We start from the raw sequence: 16,223 nt of genomic DNA on the forward strand, positions 1-16,223 counted from the left end.
TAGATGAGCTTCCGGAACATTTCTGCCTGGTCGATCCGCAATCCTGTCATTCCGCTGGTCGCGTTCACCGCCCTCCTGCTTGCGGGACTGATCAGCTTTGCCCGCATGGATGTAGTCAACAATCCGGACATCGAATTTCCGGCGGTCAGCGTATCGATTTCCCAACCCGGCGCGGCACCGACCGAAATCGAAAACCAGATTACGCAACTGGTCGAATCCGCCGTTCGCTCGATCAACGGGGTCAATTCGATCAATTCGACGGCGAGCGAGGGTAATTCCAATACTTTTATCGAGTTCGAGATCGGTACGGACCCGAACGACGCCGTTGCCGAGGTTAAGAACGCGGTCGACCAGATCCGCGGGTCCCTGCCTGACGGGATTATTGAACCGCGCGTAACCAAACAGGAAGTCTCCGGCGGCTTCCTGGCGATCTATGCCGTCGAAGCGGACGACATGACGATCGAAGGCTTGAGCTGGTTCATCGACGATAATGTCGCCAAGCAACTCCTGAGCATCGAAGGCATGGCGGAAGTCAGCCGGTTCGGTGGAGTGGATCGCGAGATAGAAGTCATCCTCGACCTGCCTAAGATGCAGGCGTTGGGTGTTACCGCGAGCCAGATCAACGGAGTGCTGCGGCAAAGCAATATCGACGCCGCTGGTGGCGCGACCGAAGTCGGCGGCACCAAGCAGTCGGTTCGCGTGCTCGGCAATAGCGAAGACGCCTATGCGCTGAGCCAGCGCCAGATTCAGCTGGGTGGCGGCCGCACCGTTAAGCTCGCCGATGTCGCCAAGGTGCGCGACGGATACTCCGAACGGACGTCGATCAGCAAGGTCGGGGACAAGGAAGTCGTCAATTTCGCCATGAGCCGCGCCAAGGGCGCTTCGGACGTCACCGTCTATGAAGACGCTCTCGAAAAGATCAAGGAGATCGAAGCCGAAAATCCGGGTGTGAAGTTCATCCCGCTGTTCAACACGGTGAAATACACCAAGGAGCAGTACGAAAGCGCTATGGCCGCGATGATCGAGGGCGCCATCCTCGCCGTGGTAGTGGTGTTCTTCTTCCTGCGCGACTGGCGGGCAACGGCGATTTCGGCCGTCGCCATTCCGTTGTCGGCTATCCCGACATTCTGGTTCATGGATCTGCTCGGGTTCAATCTGAACCAATTGTCCCTTCTCGCGCTGGCCCTGGTGGCAGGGGTGCTGGTGGACGATGCGATCGTCGAGATCGAAAACATCGTCAGACACATGCGCATGGGCAAGACGGCCTATCAGGCATCGATCGATGCTGCCGATGAAATCGGCCTGCCGGTGGTTGCCACCAGCTTCTGCATCGTTGCGGTATTCTTCCCCGTCGGAGCCATGCCCGGTATTTCGGGCCAGTTCTTCAAGAATTTCGGCTTCACCGTCGTCGTCGCCGTGCTCATGTCGCTGGCCGTCGCACGTATGATCACGCCGATGCTCGCCGCATATTTCCTCAAAGCCCATGGCGAAGCCGCGCACGGTGAAGGTCCCTTGATGGACCGCTATATGAACGTGCTGCGGTGGTCGCTCGATCGGGGCAAGATGTATGCTGCGCGCGAAGGGCTGGAGGGGCCGCGCCATCGCTGGCTCTACGTCCTGTCCCTGTTGCTGGTCGTGCTGCTCGCCCTGGCCGTTTCCGCCGGTGTCACGATGACGGTTTCGGGATTTTTGCAGGGGTTCGGCATTTCGGCCATGATCGCTGGCCCCAATGCCAGCCTGCCTGCTGAAATCCTTTCAAAACTTGTCGGCGTGATCCAGCTTGCGCTGGCCCTCGCTGCCGGACTGCTGGCCACACTGGCCGCCTTCGCAATCCTGGGTTTCATTGTCCGGCGTTTCGGCGATCACATGGCGCAGGTGTGGCAATATCTCCGTGCCCGCTTCCTCGATCACCGCGTGTGGATGCTGGGCGTCGGCTATTTCGCGCTGCTGCTGACCATTCTGCTGTTCGGCATCGTGCCTTCACAGTTCCAGCCGAATATCGACGATGATAATAGCCGTATCGAAATCGAGATGGTCCCGGGGACCACTCTCGAGACGACCGAACGGGTAGCCGATCAGGTCGCAGCGATCCTCTATCAGCAGCAGGAAGTCGACCGGGCGCTTGAACGCGTGCGCGAAGGACAGGCGACGATTTACATCACGCTGCGGCCCGACCGTGAGCGTACCTCCATTCAATTTGAGCGTGCCCTGGCCCCGACCTTTGCGCAGATCGCCGATGCGCGCGTCCGGTTCGCGTCGCAATCGGGTGGGTTCGGGTCTGGCCGCGATATGACCGTCATGCTTGCCGGGTCGGATCCGGAACTTCTCAACGAAACCGCTGCCAAGCTGGTCGAACAGATGAAGGGCATCGACATGCTGGTCGCGCCGCGCATCAGCGCGGACATTAACCGCCCCGAACTGATCATCACCCCGCGCGAGAACATTGCCGCGGAACTCGGTGTGACGACCGTCGCGCTGAGCCAGACGATCCGCATCGCGACCATGGGCGAGATCGAACAGAATGCCGCCAAGTTCTCGCTCTCCGATCGCCAGATTCCCATCCGGGTCAAGCTGCCGGAGCAATCGCGCGAAGACCTGACCACCATCCGTAATCTGCCGGTCCAGACCGCCAGCGGCGGGTCGGTGCCGCTGTCCCGCGTTGCCGACATTACCTTCGGTTCGGGTCCGACCACGATCCAGCGTTACAACCAGAACCGCCGCGTTCTTGTCGGCGCCGATCTGGCGCAGGGCGTGGTGACGGGCGAAGCACAGGCGAAGATCGATGCCTTGCCGATCCTGCAGGATCTCCCGCAGGGGGTGAATCGCGACGTCGTGGGTCAGGATGAATGGCAGGCCGAGCTCATGACCAGCCTGACAATCGCCATCGCCTCGGGTGTCTTGCTCGTGTTCGCCGTCCTGGTGCTGCTCTACAAGCGCCTGATGAGCCCGCTGGTCAACATGACCAGTCTCGCTCTGGCTCCCCTCGGCGGCATTCTGCTGGTGTGGCTGTTCGGCCAGCCGCAATCGATGCCGGTCTACATCGGCATCCTGCTGTTGCTGGGTATCGTCTCGAAGAACTCGATCCTGCTGATCGACTTCGCCATCGAGGAAATGGACAAGGGCACGCGCAAGCTGCACGCCATCATCGATGCCGGCCACAAGCGTGCACAGCCGATCGTGATGACGACGGTCGCGATGACGGCCGGTATGGTGCCGACGGCCCTGTCGGGCGTGTTCGGCGGCGGCGACGGGGCATGGCGCGCGCCGATGGGTACCGTGGTGATTGGCGGACTGATCCTGTCGACGATGCTTACGCTGCTTATCGTGCCGGCAGGGTTCAGCCTTGCCGACGGCTTCGAAAAGCGGGTTGGCCCGTGGCTGCGCACCCGCATGCTGACCTACAAGGAAGGCGATGATACGCGCGGGATCGTGCGGAACGGCTCGCAAGAGCCGGGGGTCGAACCCGCGGAGTGAAGGGCCGCTCGCCAGCGGGTCTGCCTTCCGGAGACCCTCCCATAGCGGCAGACCGTGCGCGCACCATGCGGCGCACGGCAACCGGGCTCATCGTGTTGATGGCCGCGCTGTTCCTGTGGTCCGGTCGCTTTCTCGAGGCGCATCCAGCCTGGGGCTATCTCCACGCCTTTGCCGAAGCGGCCATGGTCGGCGGGCTTGCCGACTGGTTCGCCGTGACCGCGCTGTTTCGCCGCCCTCTCGGCCTGCCGATACCGCACACGGCGATCATTCCGGAGAACAAGGATCGCATCGCCGACACGATGGCGGGCTTCCTGCGCGAAAACTTCCTGACGCCAGCCGTCGTCGGCCGGCGGATGGGCTCGATGAACCTCGCGCACGCCGTCGGCAGTTATCTGGCGGATCCCGGGGCGATGAAGGATTCGCGTATCCGTTCGGGGGCGGGGGAACTCGCCGTCGAAGTACTCGAATCGCTCGATCCGGAACGGCTCGGCACACAGGTCCGCAGCGGGATAAAGACCCAGCTCGGCAAGCTCGAAGTGGCGCCGTTACTGGGCGGCATGCTCGACGCGATGATCGCCGACGGGCGCCACAAGCCGCTGATCGACAAGATCATCCGCTGGGCCGGCCTGGTACTCGAAGACAACGAAACGATGGTGCGCGACATGGTGCACAAGCGCGCCAACGCCGTACTGCGGTTCACCGGCCTCGACGAGCGGCTCGCCAATTCGGTGCTCGACGGGCTCTACAAGCTGCTGGCGGAGGTTCTGGTCGATCCCGAGCATCCTCTCCGCAGCAAGGTGGAGGAAGGCCTGCACGAGCTCGCCAGGGGCCTGCGCGAAGATCCGGAGATGCGGGAGCGTGTGGAGCGTATGAAGAACGAACTGCTCGACAATCCGGCCATCGGCGAATGGTGGCAGGGTGTGTGGGAAAGGCTGCGGGCCAATCTGATCACGTCGATCCGTAATTCCAATGGACCGGGCGGCGGTTATCTCGGTGAGACGCTGGGCGAACTGGGCGCCGCCCTGCGCGATGATGCGCGGCTGCAACGCCAGGTCAACCGCTTTGCCCGCCGTACCGCGGTCGGTGTCGCCACCCGCTACGGCGACCAGATCGTGCGGCTCGTATCGGAAACCGTTCGCCGCTGGGACGCCCAGACGATCACCGATCGGGTAGAGGGCGCCGTGGGGCGCGACCTCCAGTTCATCCGCATAAACGGTACGATGGTGGGCGGGCTGGTGGGGCTGACACTACATTTCCTGTCAGGCTTTGTTGCGTAAGAACCCAGATCTTCAATTTGTTTCGTAAACGACACTGATTGTATAAAAGGACCGCGTCGGGCTTCCGTTTTTGTCACGCGCCGGTTCGAATTCGGCGTATTCTTTGACTGTGTCGCACGCGGATTCGTCGAAGTTCTCTGCACGGCTATTCTTGATGGTGATGCATTTCTCAACGCGTCCATCGGAGCCGATCAGGGCTTTTAGTGTGAGAGCCGCATCTTCGCCACGCAGTTTCGCCTTGATAGGGTAATGTCTCTGAATGCGAGGGGCCCAATCTCGTTGGTTCTTGGGCCTTGGCTGTTCGACTACATCTGAACCAAAGTCGCCAGCTACACCCCAGAACTCGTAAAGGTTTGCGGTGCAAGCGTTCATTGCCGTGAATGCAGCGGCTAAATTTCCCGTTGCGAGACGGACGCGACGTTCGCCGCTTTTAAATTCAACGAACTCGATTTTTGCGCCATCTTCTCGATCTAGTTGTTGTGAGGCCGTCTCAACAATGCTCTCATTCGTGGGTGATTCCTGATAATAGCCCGTAGATTGAAGAGCCTTTCCATAGCCTGCCAATTCGAACTCTGCACCGCGAAAGTTCTTCGGTATTGGTAGTTTAGCATCAAATGGCTCGAAGCCAGGACCGAAAGCAACCGTAACCCGTGACGTTGATCGCAAGCGATCGACGCCCCCCCCGGCTATCAGCCAAGAAAAAGACGCTGAAGGAGCACTCTGTTCAATCCAAAAAATCGTCTCGTCTGTTCCCCCACCGAAAAGTCTGCCTAGACGACAGCGATCTTCCGCATAATTGAGGTTCCATTCGCTCGCTGGTTTAAGGACAGTTACCGGCTGTTCATCTGCTCGTGCAGCAGCGCCAGCGAAGGCCGATACGGTGGCGCCAGCTAACCAGAAATATTCGACACGCACTGAAAAACCCTCCCGCCCCAGATAGGGGCAAGAGGGTTACAGTATTCCTACAGCGTTGCAATTCAGAGCTTTTCAGTAAGCTCCGGCACCGCCTTGAACAGGTCGGCCACCAGGCCGATGTCCGCGACCTGGAAGATCGGGGCGTCCTCGTCCTTGTTGATGGCGATGATGGTCTTGGAATCCTTCATGCCTGCAAGGTGCTGGATCGCGCCTGAAATACCGATGGCGACATAGACTTCCGGCGCTACGATCTTGCCGGTCTGACCGACTTGGTAATCGTTCGGAACGTAGCCCGCATCGACGGCTGCGCGGCTGGCACCGATCCCGGCACCGAGCTTGTCGGCGAGCGGGGTGATGATCTGTTCGAAGGTTTCGGAATCCTTCAGCGCACGGCCGCCCGACACGATGACCTTGGCACTCGTCAGTTCGGGACGATCGCTTTCGGCGATTTCTTCGCTGACGAAAGTCGAAAGACCGGCATCGGTAGGCCCCGAAACCTCTTCGACACTTGCCGAGCCGCCTTCGGCAGCGGCCTTTTCGAAGGCCGTACCGCGCACGGTGATCACCAGCTTCTCGTCGGACGATTCGACGGTCGCGATCGCGTTCCCGGCATAGATCGGGCGGGTGAAGGTTTTGTCGCCTTCGACCGAGAGGATGTCAGAAATCTGCATCACGTCGAGCAGCGCAGCGACGCGCGGAGCGATGTTCTTGCCAGTCGTCGTTGCGGGCGCCACGAACGCATCGTGATGGCCCATCAGATCGGCCACCAGCGGCGCGACGTTTTCCGGCAGCGCATGCTCGTAGGCGGCATCGTCGGCGAGATGGACCTTGCCTACGCCTTCGATCTTGGCAGCTTCGTCGGCCACCGCGCGGCAGCCCGAGCCCGCGACCAGCAGGTGGACTTCACCCAGCTTGCCGGCAGCGGTTACGGCGGCGAGCGTCGCATCGGCGAGGCTCTTGTTGTCGTGTTCGACCCAAACGAGGGTTTTCATGTCTGTCTTCCTTCTCGTCTGTCTGGCTTATGCAATGCCGAGAGCTTTGATCTTGGCGACCAGCGCATCGACGTCCTCGACCTTTTCGCCTGCCTGGCGAACCGGCGGTTCGGAGACGTTGGTGGTCTTGAGGCGCGGTGCGGTGTCGACACCGTAATCGGCCGGAGCCTTGGTATCGAGCGGCTTCTGCTTCGCCTTCATGATATTGGGGAGCGACGCGTAGCGCGGCTCGTTCAGGCGAAGGTCGGTGGTGACGATTGCCGGCATGGTCAGCTTGACCGTCTGCAGGCCCCCATCCACTTCGCGCTTGACGGTAACGCTGTCGCCGTCGACTTCGACGGTGTTGGCGAAGGTGCCCTGCGGACGGCCCATCAGGGCCGCGAGCATCTGGCCGGTCTGGTTCGAATCGTCGTCGATCGCCTGCTTGCCCAGCATCACGATGCCCGGCTGTTCCTCGTCCGCGATGGCCTTGAGGATCTTGGCAACGGCGAGCGGTTCGACTTCGTCATCGGTCTGCACCAGAATGGCGCGGTCGGCGCCCATGGCCAGCGCGGTGCGCAGCGTTTCCTGCGCCTTTGCCGGGCCGATGCTGACGGCGATGATCTCTTCGGCCTTGCCTGCTTCCTTCAGGCGGATCGCCTCTTCGACGGCGATTTCGTCGAACGGGTTCATGCTCATCTTGACGTTCGCAAGATCGACGCCCGAACCGTCGGCCTTGACGCGCGGTTTGACGTTGTAATCGATCACCCGCTTGACGGGGACGAGGATTTTCATGGGTTCTGCCTTCCTCTCGACTGGAAACTGTGGCGCCCGCCTATCTTGCGTTTACGTAAACGTCAAGTGAGCGTTCGACGGGCTTTCGCTTAGATAAGGCTGGCCGCCAACGAGTGTTCCCTGACGCCAGAAATAGAAAGGCGGGCCGCGTTTCCGGGGCCCGCCTCTCAAAAGCTGCAGATCATCTGTGCCGGGCGATCATGCCGCCTTCTTGACCTCGGCAACGATCTTCTTCGCCGCGTCGCCCAGATCGTCGGCGCTGACGATGGCGAGGCCAGAATTGTCGAGGATGGCTTTGCCTTCTTCGACATTGGTGCCCTCCAGGCGTACGACGAGGGGCACCGAAAGGTTCACGTCCTTGGCTGCCTGCACGATGCCGTTGGCAATCACATCGCATTTCATGATGCCGCCGAAGATGTTGACGAGGATGCCCTCGACCGCCGGATCCTTCAGGATGATCTTGAATGCCGCCGTCACCTTCTCGGTGGTGGCGCCGCCGCCAACGTCGAGGAAGTTGGCCGGAAAAGCGCCGTTCAGCTTGATGATGTCCATCGTCGCCATGGCAAGGCCCGCGCCGTTCACCATGCAGCCGATGTTGCCGTCCAGCTTGATGTAGGCAAGGTCGTATTCGCTTGCTTCGACTTCGGCGGGATCTTCCTCGGTCACATCGCGCAGCGCTTCCACGTCCTTGTGGCGGAACAGCGCGTTGCCGTCGAAGCTCATCTTGGTGTCGAGCACCAGAAGGTTGCCGTCCTCGGTTTCAACGAGCGGGTTGATCTCGAGCATTTCGCAGTCGAGATCCATGAAGGCGGTATACAGCTGCTTCGCCAGCTTCTGCGCCTGCTTGTTCAGATCGCCCGTCAGCTTGAGCGCGAAGGCCATTGCCCGGCCGTGATGCGGCATGAAGCCCTGTGCCGGATCGATGGTGATGGTGGTGATCTTTTCGGGCGTCGAATGCGCAACCTCTTCGATGTCCATGCCGCCTTCGGTGGATACGATCATGGCAACGCGGCCGGTAGCGCGGTCGACCAGCATCGACAGATAGTATTCGCTGGCAATGTCAACGCCGTCGGTCACGTAGAGGCGGTTGACCTGCTTGCCGGCATCACCCGTCTGTACGGTTACCAGCGTATTGCCGAGCATTTCCTTGGCATTGGCTTCCACGTCTTCGATGCTCTTCGACAGGCGTACGCCGCCTTTCGCATCGGGACCCAGTTCGGTGAACTTGCCCTTGCCGCGGCCGCCGGCGTGAATCTGTGCCTTCACGACGTAAAGCGGTCCGGGCAGCTTCTTCGCACCCTCCACGGCCTCTTCGACCGTCAGCGCGGCATGCCCTGCAGGTATGCCGATGCCATATTTCGCGAGCAGTTCCTTGGCCTGGTATTCGTGGATGTTCATGGTGGAGCGTCGTCCTTCGCGTCATGCGTTGGGGAAAGTGAGTTGCGAGGGCCCTAAGCATGTCTGGACGCGCTTGAAAAGGCCCGCTTTCGGGTGCAGGCAGCAGGCATTCTTTCATGATCGATAGTCAGCGCCTCGAATCCATCGTCTCCGAAGCAGGGAGGATCGCCTACGACCTCTGGCCGGGGGCGGGGAACGATCTGAATGCGTGGGAGAAAAAGCCCGGCGATCCGGTGTGCGAAGCCGATCTCGCAGTGGACGCTTTTCTCAAGCGGGAACTGGGGGCGCTGCTGCCATCGGCAGGCTGGCTGTCGGAAGAAACCGCCGACGATCCAGCGCGGCTGGACAATGATCTGATCTGGCTGGTCGATCCGGTCGACGGGACGCGCGATTTCATTCGCGGCCGTACCGGCTGGGCGGTTTCCGTTGCTTTGATCAGTGGCGGGCGCCCGCTCATCGGCACCTTGTGCGCCCCCGCGCGCAAGGAAACCTGGCAGGCGGTGGCGGGGCAGGGCGCCTACCGCAACGGCGACAGGCTTGCTGCCAGCACGCGCCAGGAATTCGCCGGCTCGCGGGTGCCCGCGCATGTCTTGCCGAAAGCGGATGCCGATCTGGTGACGGTCGATCAGCCCAACTCGATTGCCTTGCGCATCGCGATGGTCGCTGCAGACGAAGCGGACCTCGTGGCGACGGTGCGCTGGGGTTTCGAATGGGATATCGCCGCAGCGGGCCTGATCGCGCGCGAAGCAGGGGCGGCGGTCAGCGATGCCTTCGGCAAGAAGCTCGACTATAACAAGCGCGATCCCCGCGCCTTCGGCATACTCGCCAGCGCCCCCGGCATCCACGCCGCCGCGGTGGCACGGATCGCAACGCGCGTCGCGGCTGCACAATGAAAAAGGGGCCGGCGTAAACCGGCCCCAGTTGGTTGCGACAGCTCGAAGGGCTGTGGAGTATTACATTCCCTGCGATTGCGCGGCTTCGATGTCCCGCTGATCGAACGGAACGATCTTGATTTCGACGCGCCGGTTCAGCGGTTCGTTCACATTGTCGCCGGTCGAGACCTTGAGGCGGGTTTCGCCGAAGCCCATCCAGCGCACGCGCGAGGAGCTGACGCCCTGGGAGATCAGGTAGTTGGCCACGGCCTGTGCGCGCTGTTCCGACAGGCGCTGGTTCGTGGTGGCCGAGCCGGTCGTGTCGGTGTGACCGTATACGTCGATCAGGCTGTTGGGATACTGGCGCAGGCTGCCGGCCACGCGGTCGAGCAGATCGCGGAAGCCCGGCGAAATGGTGTAGCTGCCGGTCGAGAATGTGACGCCGTCGGGCAGGTTGACGAGAATGGCTTCGCCGCCATCGGTTTCGGAAACGTCGACGCCGGTGCCGGCGGTCTGTTCTTCCAGTTCCTTGATCTGCTGGTCCATCTTGTAGCCGATGACGCCGCCACCGATGCCGCCTGCTGCGGCGCCGATGATGCGGCCGGTCTTGCCGCCGATGAGCCCGCCGAGCAGGCCGCCTGCAACCGCGCCGCCGGCGCCGCCGAGCACGGTGCGCGAGACCTTGCGTTCGCCGGTGTTCGGATCGGTGACACAGGCTGATACGGTCAGCAGCGAAACGGCTGCAAGGCTGGCTGTGAGAATGCGTGAGTTCTTCATCTATTCTTCCCCTTTTCTGCGCGGCATCCGACCCATGGGGCGGCTCCGGGCGAGTGGTACCGGACGCGCCCACCCGCGTCGCTGTTCCTCAAACCTTTCAACGCCCCTGCCGTTCCACAGCCATGTCAGATAAGTTTCACGCGGGGCGCTGGCAGCGGCGCACTTTTGTGCTAGCCGTTGCCGCGTGACACCCTTTCCCTGGACAGACCTGCTGATCATCATCGGGCTGATCGTGCTCAACGGCGTCTTCGCCATGAGCGAGCTTGCCATCGTGTCGGCCAAGACATCGCGCCTCCAGCAGGCCGCCTCCAAAGGGAGCAAGGGCGCCGCCACGGCCATCTCCCTGGCATCCGATCCGGGTAAATTCCTGTCGACCGTGCAGATCGGCATCACGCTGGTCGGGATCATTTCGGGTGCCTATTCGGGCGCCAGCTTGGGCGGACCCACGGGCGAACGGCTCGCCATGCTGGGCGTGCCCCAGCAATATGCCGCGGAAATCGGCTTCGCGTCGGTCATCGCCATCACCACCTATGCCACGCTGGTCATCGGCGAGCTCGTGCCCAAGCAGATCGCGCTGCGGGCGGCGGTGCCCATCTCGCTGGTCATGGCGCGGCCCATGGCGATCCTGGCGCGCGTGGCGGCGCCGCTCGTGTGGCTGCTCGATGCGTCCTCGGGCGTGCTGATTCGCCTGCTCGGCGTGCGTCCTTCGGGGCAAAGCTCGGTCACGGCGGAAGAACTGCACATGCTCTTTGCCGAAGCCACCCGCAGCGGGGTGATCGAAAGCGAACAGCACCAGATGCTGCAGGGCGTCGTGCGCCTCGCCCAGCGGCCCGTACGCGAGCTTATGACCCCGCGTACCGAAGTCGACTGGATCGATGCCGATGCGGACGCGGCGGCCATTCGTGCGGCGATCGACACCAGCCCGCATTCGCTCATGCCCGTGGCGGAAGGCTCGGCCGACAGGGTGCTGGGCGTGGTCAAGGTGCGCGATATCCTGACGCGCCTGATCGCCAAGGAACCGATCGATCTGCGCGCCCTGATGATCAAGACCGAGGTCGTGCCCGATCAGCTGGATGCGGTCGATGCGCTGCGCGTGCTGCAGCAGGCCGAAATAGCGATGGCCATGGTGCATGACGAATACGGCCATCTCGACGGCATCGTCACCCCGGTCGATCTGCTCACCGCGCTGGTCGGCAATTTCCTCAGCGATCAGGACGGTGCCGAAGGTCCGGGCGTGGTCGAGCGGGAAGACGGCAGCCTGCTGGTCTCCGGCTCGCTCTCGGCCGATGTGCTCGCCGACCGGCTGGGCCTCGAATATGGCGACGATCGCGAATTCGGCACGGCGGCGGGCTACGCGCTGCATGTGCTCAAGCGCCTGCCCGGCGAAGGCGACTATTTCACCGATCAGGGCTGGCGTTTCGAAGTGGTCGACATGGACGGTCGCCGGATCGACAAGCTGCTGGTGAGCCGCGAGGCGGGCTGACGAGCTTGGCCAGGCCAACGGATTTCGAGATTCCTTAACTTGCGAACCCGCCTTTGCGGGTTCGTCCTCGCTGGACGTGCAGCGAGCTGCACCCGCTGCACCCGCTGCACCCGCTGCACCCGCTGCGGGCGGGCGGTCGCCCCTGCCGGACCTTCACCGGCCCGGATCTGGCGCACACCATACGACTGGCGAAAGTGCCCGAGCCGCAGGCGAGGCAAGGCCGACTGGCCGCCCGCAGCGATGCGCCCGAAGGGCGTGTGAGCGAGGACAGCCTAAGGCCGCACACGCGGCCGCCGGCGCATGAGGCTGAACAAAACCCGGGCTTCAGCCCGGTATCACCGCGCTTGCGGTTGCACCGTCGCCTTCGGGGGCGGCGATGATGTCGCGGGTCACTGCGCCCTTGGCGACGGTCGCGGTCTGCGGGTCGCCCACAGCGCTGCGAATGCCGGGTTCGGCGGCACCGGCGCGTTCCAGCATGCTGGTTTCCACGCCGCTACGGGCCTGCGGACCGCCGAACAACACGTCCAGCGTCTGGGCAGCGGCGCTGCCTTCGCTCGGGCGCGGGGCGCCGGGCTGGGGCGGCTGCAGGTTGAAATCGGGCGGAACCACCAGCGGCGCCTGGCGCTGCACGGCGAATTCATCGGGCCGGTTGCGGTCGAGAAGGCCCCCGCTGCCGCAGGCTGCGGTCATGGCGCCGAGGCCGGCCATCAGGGCGATTCGGGCGAATTTGATCATCACTTGCTCTCCGCGGCATCGGCCGCCTTGCTGTTCATGAGGCCATCGACCTCCGCCTTGTCCTTGTCGCCCATGAAGAAGGCACGCGCAAGGACGATGACGACACCGATGGTGATAGCCGCATCGGCTACGTTGAAAATGAGGAAGGGGCGGAATTCCCCGAAATGCAGATCGGCGAAATCGACGACATAGCCGAGATCGTAGCGATCCTTGATATTGCCCAGCGCCCCGCCAAGGATCAGCGACAGTGCCAGGATATCCGCCAGCAGCTTCTCGCGCATCATCCACACCGTCACCACCAGGGCGATCAGCGCGGTCACGAGCACCAGGCCCCAGCGCATTTCCGGACTGGTCGCTTCGAACATGCCCAGCGACACGCCGAAATTGCGGGTGAAGCGCAGGTCGAAGAAGGGCAGGATTTCCATCGCATCGCCGACACGGTCGATGCCCAGCCCCTTGGTGACGTAATTCTTGGTCAGCTGGTCCACCACGAAGATGGCCAGTGCCGTCACGCAGCCGATGATGCGGTTCTTCATGATCGGGTTCATCGGGCGGCATCCAGTTGGGCGACGACGGGCTCGCAGCGGTCGCATAGATCGCCGTCTTCCGTCACGGAAGGAAGCAGGCGCCAGCAGCGCCCGCATTTGTTTTCGGATGTCCGTGTGACCGTCACATCCGCGCTATCGCTACGCGTCACTGACGCGGTGATGAACAGTTCGGCCAGATCATCGTCGCTGAAACCTTCCGGCACAGCGTCGGCGGGAACGATTACATCGGCTTCCAGGCCGGACCGGATGACCTTTTCGCGCCGCAGCGGTTCGATCGCTTCCATCACGTCTTCGCGCAAGGCGCGCAGCTTGTCCCACTTCGCCCCGTCCGCGGTGACGCCCGGCACGCCCGGCCACTCCAGCAGGTGGACGCTGCCGCCATCCGGATAGCGCGTGCTCCACACTTCTTCCGCCGTAAAGACCAGCACCGGCGCGGCATAGCGGACCAGCGCATGGAACAATATGTCCAGCACGGTGCGATAGGCGTTGCGGCGCACCGAATCCGGTCCGTCGCAATAGAGGCTGTCCTTGCGGATATCGAAATAGAAGGCCGACAGGTCTTCGTTGCAGAAATCGACCAGCAGGCGGGTATAGGCGTTGAAGTCGTAATCCTCGACCGCCTTGCGCAGCTTGCCGTCCAGATCGGCCAGCAGGGCCAGGACATAGCGTTCCAGCTCGGGGATTTCCCCGGCATCGCCCATGTCGCCCACGAAACCGTCCAGCGCGCCCAGCAGATAGCGGAAGGTATTGCGCAGTTTGCGATACTGGTCGCCCACGCCCTTGAGGATTTCATCGCCGATGCGGTGATCCTCGGTGAAATCGACGCTCAGCGCCCACAGGCGGATGATGTCGGCGCCATACTGTTCCATCACCTTCAGCGGGTCGATGGTATTGCCAAGGCTCTTGGACATCTTGCGCCCGTCGCTCGCCATGGTGAACCCATGGGTCAGGATCTGGTCGAAGGGCGCGCGGCCGCGCGTCGCGCAGCTTTCCAGCAGGCTCGACTGGAACCAGCCGCGGTGCTGGTCGCTGCCTTCCAGATAGAGGTCGGCGGGCCACTGCATGTCCGGCCAGCGTCCCGATTCGAGGACGAAGGCGTGGGTGCAGCCCGAATCGAACCAGACGTCGAGAATGTCGGTGACCATCTCGTAATCGTCGGGATTGTGCGCGGAACCGAGGAATTCGGCCTTGCGCGCCTCGTCCCAGGCATCGACGCCCTCTTCGCGTACGGCAGCGATCACGCGGGCGTTCACGTCTGCATCCTGCAGATATTCGCCCGTGCCGTTCTTCACGAACAGCGTGATCGGCACGCCCCAGGCGCGCTGGCGGGACAGCACCCAGTCGGGGCGGCCCTCGACCATCGAACCGATGCGGTTGCGGCCCTTTTCGGGGACGAAGCGCGTGTCGGCGATGGCTTGCAGGGCACGGCTGCGCAGCGTGCCGCCACCGGCAAGGTCCTTGTCCATCGGCACGAACCATTGCGGCGTGCAGCGATAGATGACCTTGGCCTTGCTGCGCCAGCTATGCGGATAGGAATGCTGGTAGTCGTCGCTGGCGGACAGCAGCCCACCGGCTTCGCGCAGGTCCGAACAGATCGGGCCTTCGGGCGAATTGAACGGCTTGTTGATGACGCTGCGGCGGCGTTCCTTGCCGTCCGCGTCCACATCGCCCGCACCCAGCCATTCCCAGTCGTCGCGATAACGTCCGTCGGCCATGACGGCGAACACCGGTTCGATGTCATGCTTGCGGCACAGCAGGAAATCGTCCTCGCCGTGATCGGGCGACATGTGGACCAGACCCGTACCGCTGTCGGTGGTGACGAAGTCGCCCGGCAGGAAGGGGCGGGGCTTGGCGTAGAATCCGCCGAGCTTGTGCATCGGGTGGCGCGCGACCGTTCCGGCGAGGTCGGAGCCTTTGAATATCTGGAGATTCTCATCCCACTTATCGGCGTCGGGCCATGGTTCGGACGGTTGTCCACTCGGAACGGTGGTTATGCGAGTGATAAACTCAGCAGCAAGCTCGCGGGCCACCAGATATTTGGCGTTCGGCCAGCTGATAAGCGCGTATTCAATGTCCGGCCCATAGGCCAAAGCCTGGTTGACCGGGATCGTCCAAGGCGTTGTGGTCCAGATCACCGCATGCGCGCCGACCAGTTCTTCGATCGGGCTCTCGGTGATCTCGAACGCGACATCGATCTGCGTGCTGGTGATGTCCTCGTATTCGACTTCGGCTTCGGCCAGCGCGGTTTCTTCCACCGGGCTCCACATCACCGGCTTCGAACCGCGATAGAGATTGCCCGCTTCGGCGAACTTCATCAGCTCGGCCACAATGGTCGCCTCGCTGTCGAACTGCATGGTCAGATAGGGATTGTCCCAGTCCGCCATGATGCCCAGCCGCTTCAGCTGTTCGCGCTGCACATCGACCCAGTGCTGCGCATAGGAGCGGCATTCGGCGCGGAATTCCTTCGCCGGGACCGCTTTCTTGTCCAGCTTCTTCTTGCGGTACTGTTCTTCGACCTTCCACTCGATCGGCAGGCCGTGGCAGTCCCAGCCCGGAACATAGGGCGCATTCTTGCCCAGCAGGTTCTGCGTGCGGCAGACCATGTCCTTCAGCGTGTGGTTCAGCGCATGGCCGATATGCATGTCGCCATTGGCGTAGGGCGGACCATCGTGGAAGATGAACTTCTCGCGGTCGGCGCGTGCCTCGCGCAGCTGCTGATACAGCCCGTCCGATTCCCAGCGTGCAGCAATGCCCGGCTCCTTCTGGGGGAGGCCGGCCTTCATGGGGAAATCGGTCTTCGGCAGGAAGACGGTATCTCGGTAATCGCGCTTTTCGGACATAGGTGCTGGCCGTTAGGGCAAAGCAGCCGTGTAGGAAAGTGCGGAGTGGCCTGCCCGCCCGCCTCTCACCGTCATCTCCGCGCAGGCGGGGATCCGGCGCGGGGGCCACTGCATTTCCAGGCTGGATTACAGCCTGCG

Annotated in this window: 12 protein-coding genes; 4 read left to right on the forward strand and 8 right to left on the reverse strand. The window is 62.7% G+C overall.

Annotation, left to right across the window (positions count from 1 at the left end):
• The first annotated feature begins 3 nt into the window (after positions 1–3).
• Both ACIGGE_RS04705 and ACIGGE_RS04710 read left to right on the forward strand, forming a co-directional pair.
• Entirely contained in the window at positions 4–3,474 is a 3,471-nt protein-coding gene (locus ACIGGE_RS04705; RefSeq protein WP_196847314.1) for an efflux RND transporter permease subunit, read from the forward strand.
• 65 nt (positions 3,475–3,539) lie between these two features.
• Positions 3,540–4,751, forward strand: a complete 1,212-nt coding sequence (locus ACIGGE_RS04710; protein ID WP_397489582.1) for a DUF445 domain-containing protein — start codon at positions 3,540–3,542, stop codon at positions 4,749–4,751.
• A gap of 12 nt (positions 4,752–4,763) precedes the next feature.
• Here the strand turns inward: ACIGGE_RS04710 and ACIGGE_RS04715 are convergent, their stop codons facing one another.
• The 4 genes from ACIGGE_RS04715 to sucC all read right to left on the reverse strand — a co-directional run bounded on the left by ACIGGE_RS04715 (position 4,764) and on the right by sucC (position 8,830).
• The gene (locus tag ACIGGE_RS04715) at positions 4,764–5,666 is read right to left on the reverse strand and encodes an energy transducer TonB (RefSeq protein ID WP_397489583.1); all 903 of its coding nucleotides are present in this window, start codon (positions 5,664–5,666) and stop codon (positions 4,764–4,766) included.
• Positions 5,667–5,728: 62 nt separating this feature from the next.
• Positions 5,729–6,658, reverse strand: a complete 930-nt coding sequence (locus ACIGGE_RS04720) for an electron transfer flavoprotein subunit alpha/FixB family protein (protein WP_397489584.1) — start codon at positions 6,656–6,658, stop codon at positions 5,729–5,731.
• A gap of 27 nt (positions 6,659–6,685) precedes the next feature.
• Positions 6,686–7,432, reverse strand: coding sequence for an electron transfer flavoprotein subunit beta/FixA family protein (locus ACIGGE_RS04725; RefSeq protein WP_103024667.1), 747 nt, complete (start codon positions 7,430–7,432; stop codon positions 6,686–6,688).
• A 198-nt stretch (positions 7,433–7,630) separates the two neighbouring features.
• Positions 7,631–8,830: an ADP-forming succinate--CoA ligase subunit beta gene (gene sucC / locus ACIGGE_RS04730; protein WP_222826850.1), complete on the reverse strand. Its 1,200-nt coding sequence runs from the start codon at positions 8,828–8,830 to the stop codon at positions 7,631–7,633.
• Between the two features lie 116 nt (positions 8,831–8,946).
• On the opposite strand from sucC, the gene ACIGGE_RS04735 reads away from it, so the two are divergent.
• Positions 8,947–9,723 (forward strand): 3'(2'),5'-bisphosphate nucleotidase CysQ, encoded by a 777-nt coding sequence (locus tag ACIGGE_RS04735; protein WP_222826849.1) that lies wholly within the window; start codon positions 8,947–8,949, stop codon positions 9,721–9,723.
• Positions 9,724–9,783: 60 nt separating this feature from the next.
• Here the strand turns inward: ACIGGE_RS04735 and ACIGGE_RS04740 are convergent, their stop codons facing one another.
• Entirely contained in the window at positions 9,784–10,479 is a 696-nt protein-coding gene (locus ACIGGE_RS04740; RefSeq protein ID WP_103024664.1) for an OmpA family protein, read from the reverse strand.
• Between the two features lie 184 nt (positions 10,480–10,663).
• Between ACIGGE_RS04740 and ACIGGE_RS04745 the strand changes: the two genes are divergently transcribed.
• Positions 10,664–11,962: a hemolysin family protein gene (locus ACIGGE_RS04745; RefSeq protein WP_397489585.1), complete on the forward strand. Its 1,299-nt coding sequence runs from the start codon at positions 10,664–10,666 to the stop codon at positions 11,960–11,962.
• 324 nt (positions 11,963–12,286) lie between these two features.
• On the opposite strand, the gene ACIGGE_RS04750 is transcribed toward ACIGGE_RS04745, so the two are convergent.
• The 3 genes from ACIGGE_RS04750 to ileS are packed head-to-tail and all read right to left on the reverse strand — an operon-like array spanning position 12,287 to position 16,085.
• A complete protein-coding gene (locus ACIGGE_RS04750) occupies positions 12,287–12,697 on the reverse strand; it encodes a DUF3035 domain-containing protein (RefSeq protein WP_103024662.1) in 411 nt (136 codons plus the stop codon).
• Positions 12,697–13,233 (reverse strand): signal peptidase II, encoded by a 537-nt coding sequence (gene lspA / locus ACIGGE_RS04755; RefSeq protein WP_301641952.1) that lies wholly within the window; start codon positions 13,231–13,233, stop codon positions 12,697–12,699. The genes ACIGGE_RS04750 and lspA overlap by 1 nt, the downstream gene beginning before the upstream one ends.
• Before the next feature lie 8 nt (positions 13,234–13,241).
• A complete protein-coding gene (ileS, locus tag ACIGGE_RS04760; protein ID WP_397489587.1) occupies positions 13,242–16,085 on the reverse strand; it encodes an isoleucine--tRNA ligase in 2,844 nt (947 codons plus the stop codon).
• Positions 16,086–16,223 lie beyond the last annotated feature (138 nt).

It is taken from the genome of Qipengyuania sp. NPDC077410, assembly GCF_044543405.1.
Classification (GTDB): Bacteria; Pseudomonadota; Alphaproteobacteria; order Sphingomonadales; family Sphingomonadaceae; genus Qipengyuania; species Qipengyuania pacifica.

What these genes read in the sequence shown, in the direction of transcription:
- ACIGGE_RS04710 (WP_397489582.1), top strand. Translation starts at nt 3,540, where the DNA reads ATGCGGCGCACGGCAACCGGGCTCATCGTGTTGATGGCCGCGCTGTTC.
- lspA (WP_301641952.1), bottom strand. Translation starts at nt 13,233, where the DNA reads ATGAAGAACCGCATCATCGGCTGCGTGACGGCACTGGCCATCTTCGTG.
- ileS (WP_397489587.1), bottom strand. Translation starts at nt 16,085, where the DNA reads ATGTCCGAAAAGCGCGATTACCGAGATACCGTCTTCCTGCCGAAGACC.
- sucC (WP_222826850.1), bottom strand. Translation starts at nt 8,830, where the DNA reads ATGAACATCCACGAATACCAGGCCAAGGAACTGCTCGCGAAATATGGC.
- ACIGGE_RS04740 (WP_103024664.1), bottom strand. Translation starts at nt 10,479, where the DNA reads ATGAAGAACTCACGCATTCTCACAGCCAGCCTTGCAGCCGTTTCGCTG.
- ACIGGE_RS04735 (WP_222826849.1), top strand. Translation starts at nt 8,947, where the DNA reads ATGATCGATAGTCAGCGCCTCGAATCCATCGTCTCCGAAGCAGGGAGG.
- ACIGGE_RS04720 (WP_397489584.1), bottom strand. Translation starts at nt 6,658, where the DNA reads ATGAAAACCCTCGTTTGGGTCGAACACGACAACAAGAGCCTCGCCGAT.
- ACIGGE_RS04705 (WP_196847314.1), top strand. Translation starts at nt 4, where the DNA reads ATGAGCTTCCGGAACATTTCTGCCTGGTCGATCCGCAATCCTGTCATT.
- ACIGGE_RS04725 (WP_103024667.1), bottom strand. Translation starts at nt 7,432, where the DNA reads ATGAAAATCCTCGTCCCCGTCAAGCGGGTGATCGATTACAACGTCAAA.
- ACIGGE_RS04750 (WP_103024662.1), bottom strand. Translation starts at nt 12,697, where the DNA reads ATGATCAAATTCGCCCGAATCGCCCTGATGGCCGGCCTCGGCGCCATG.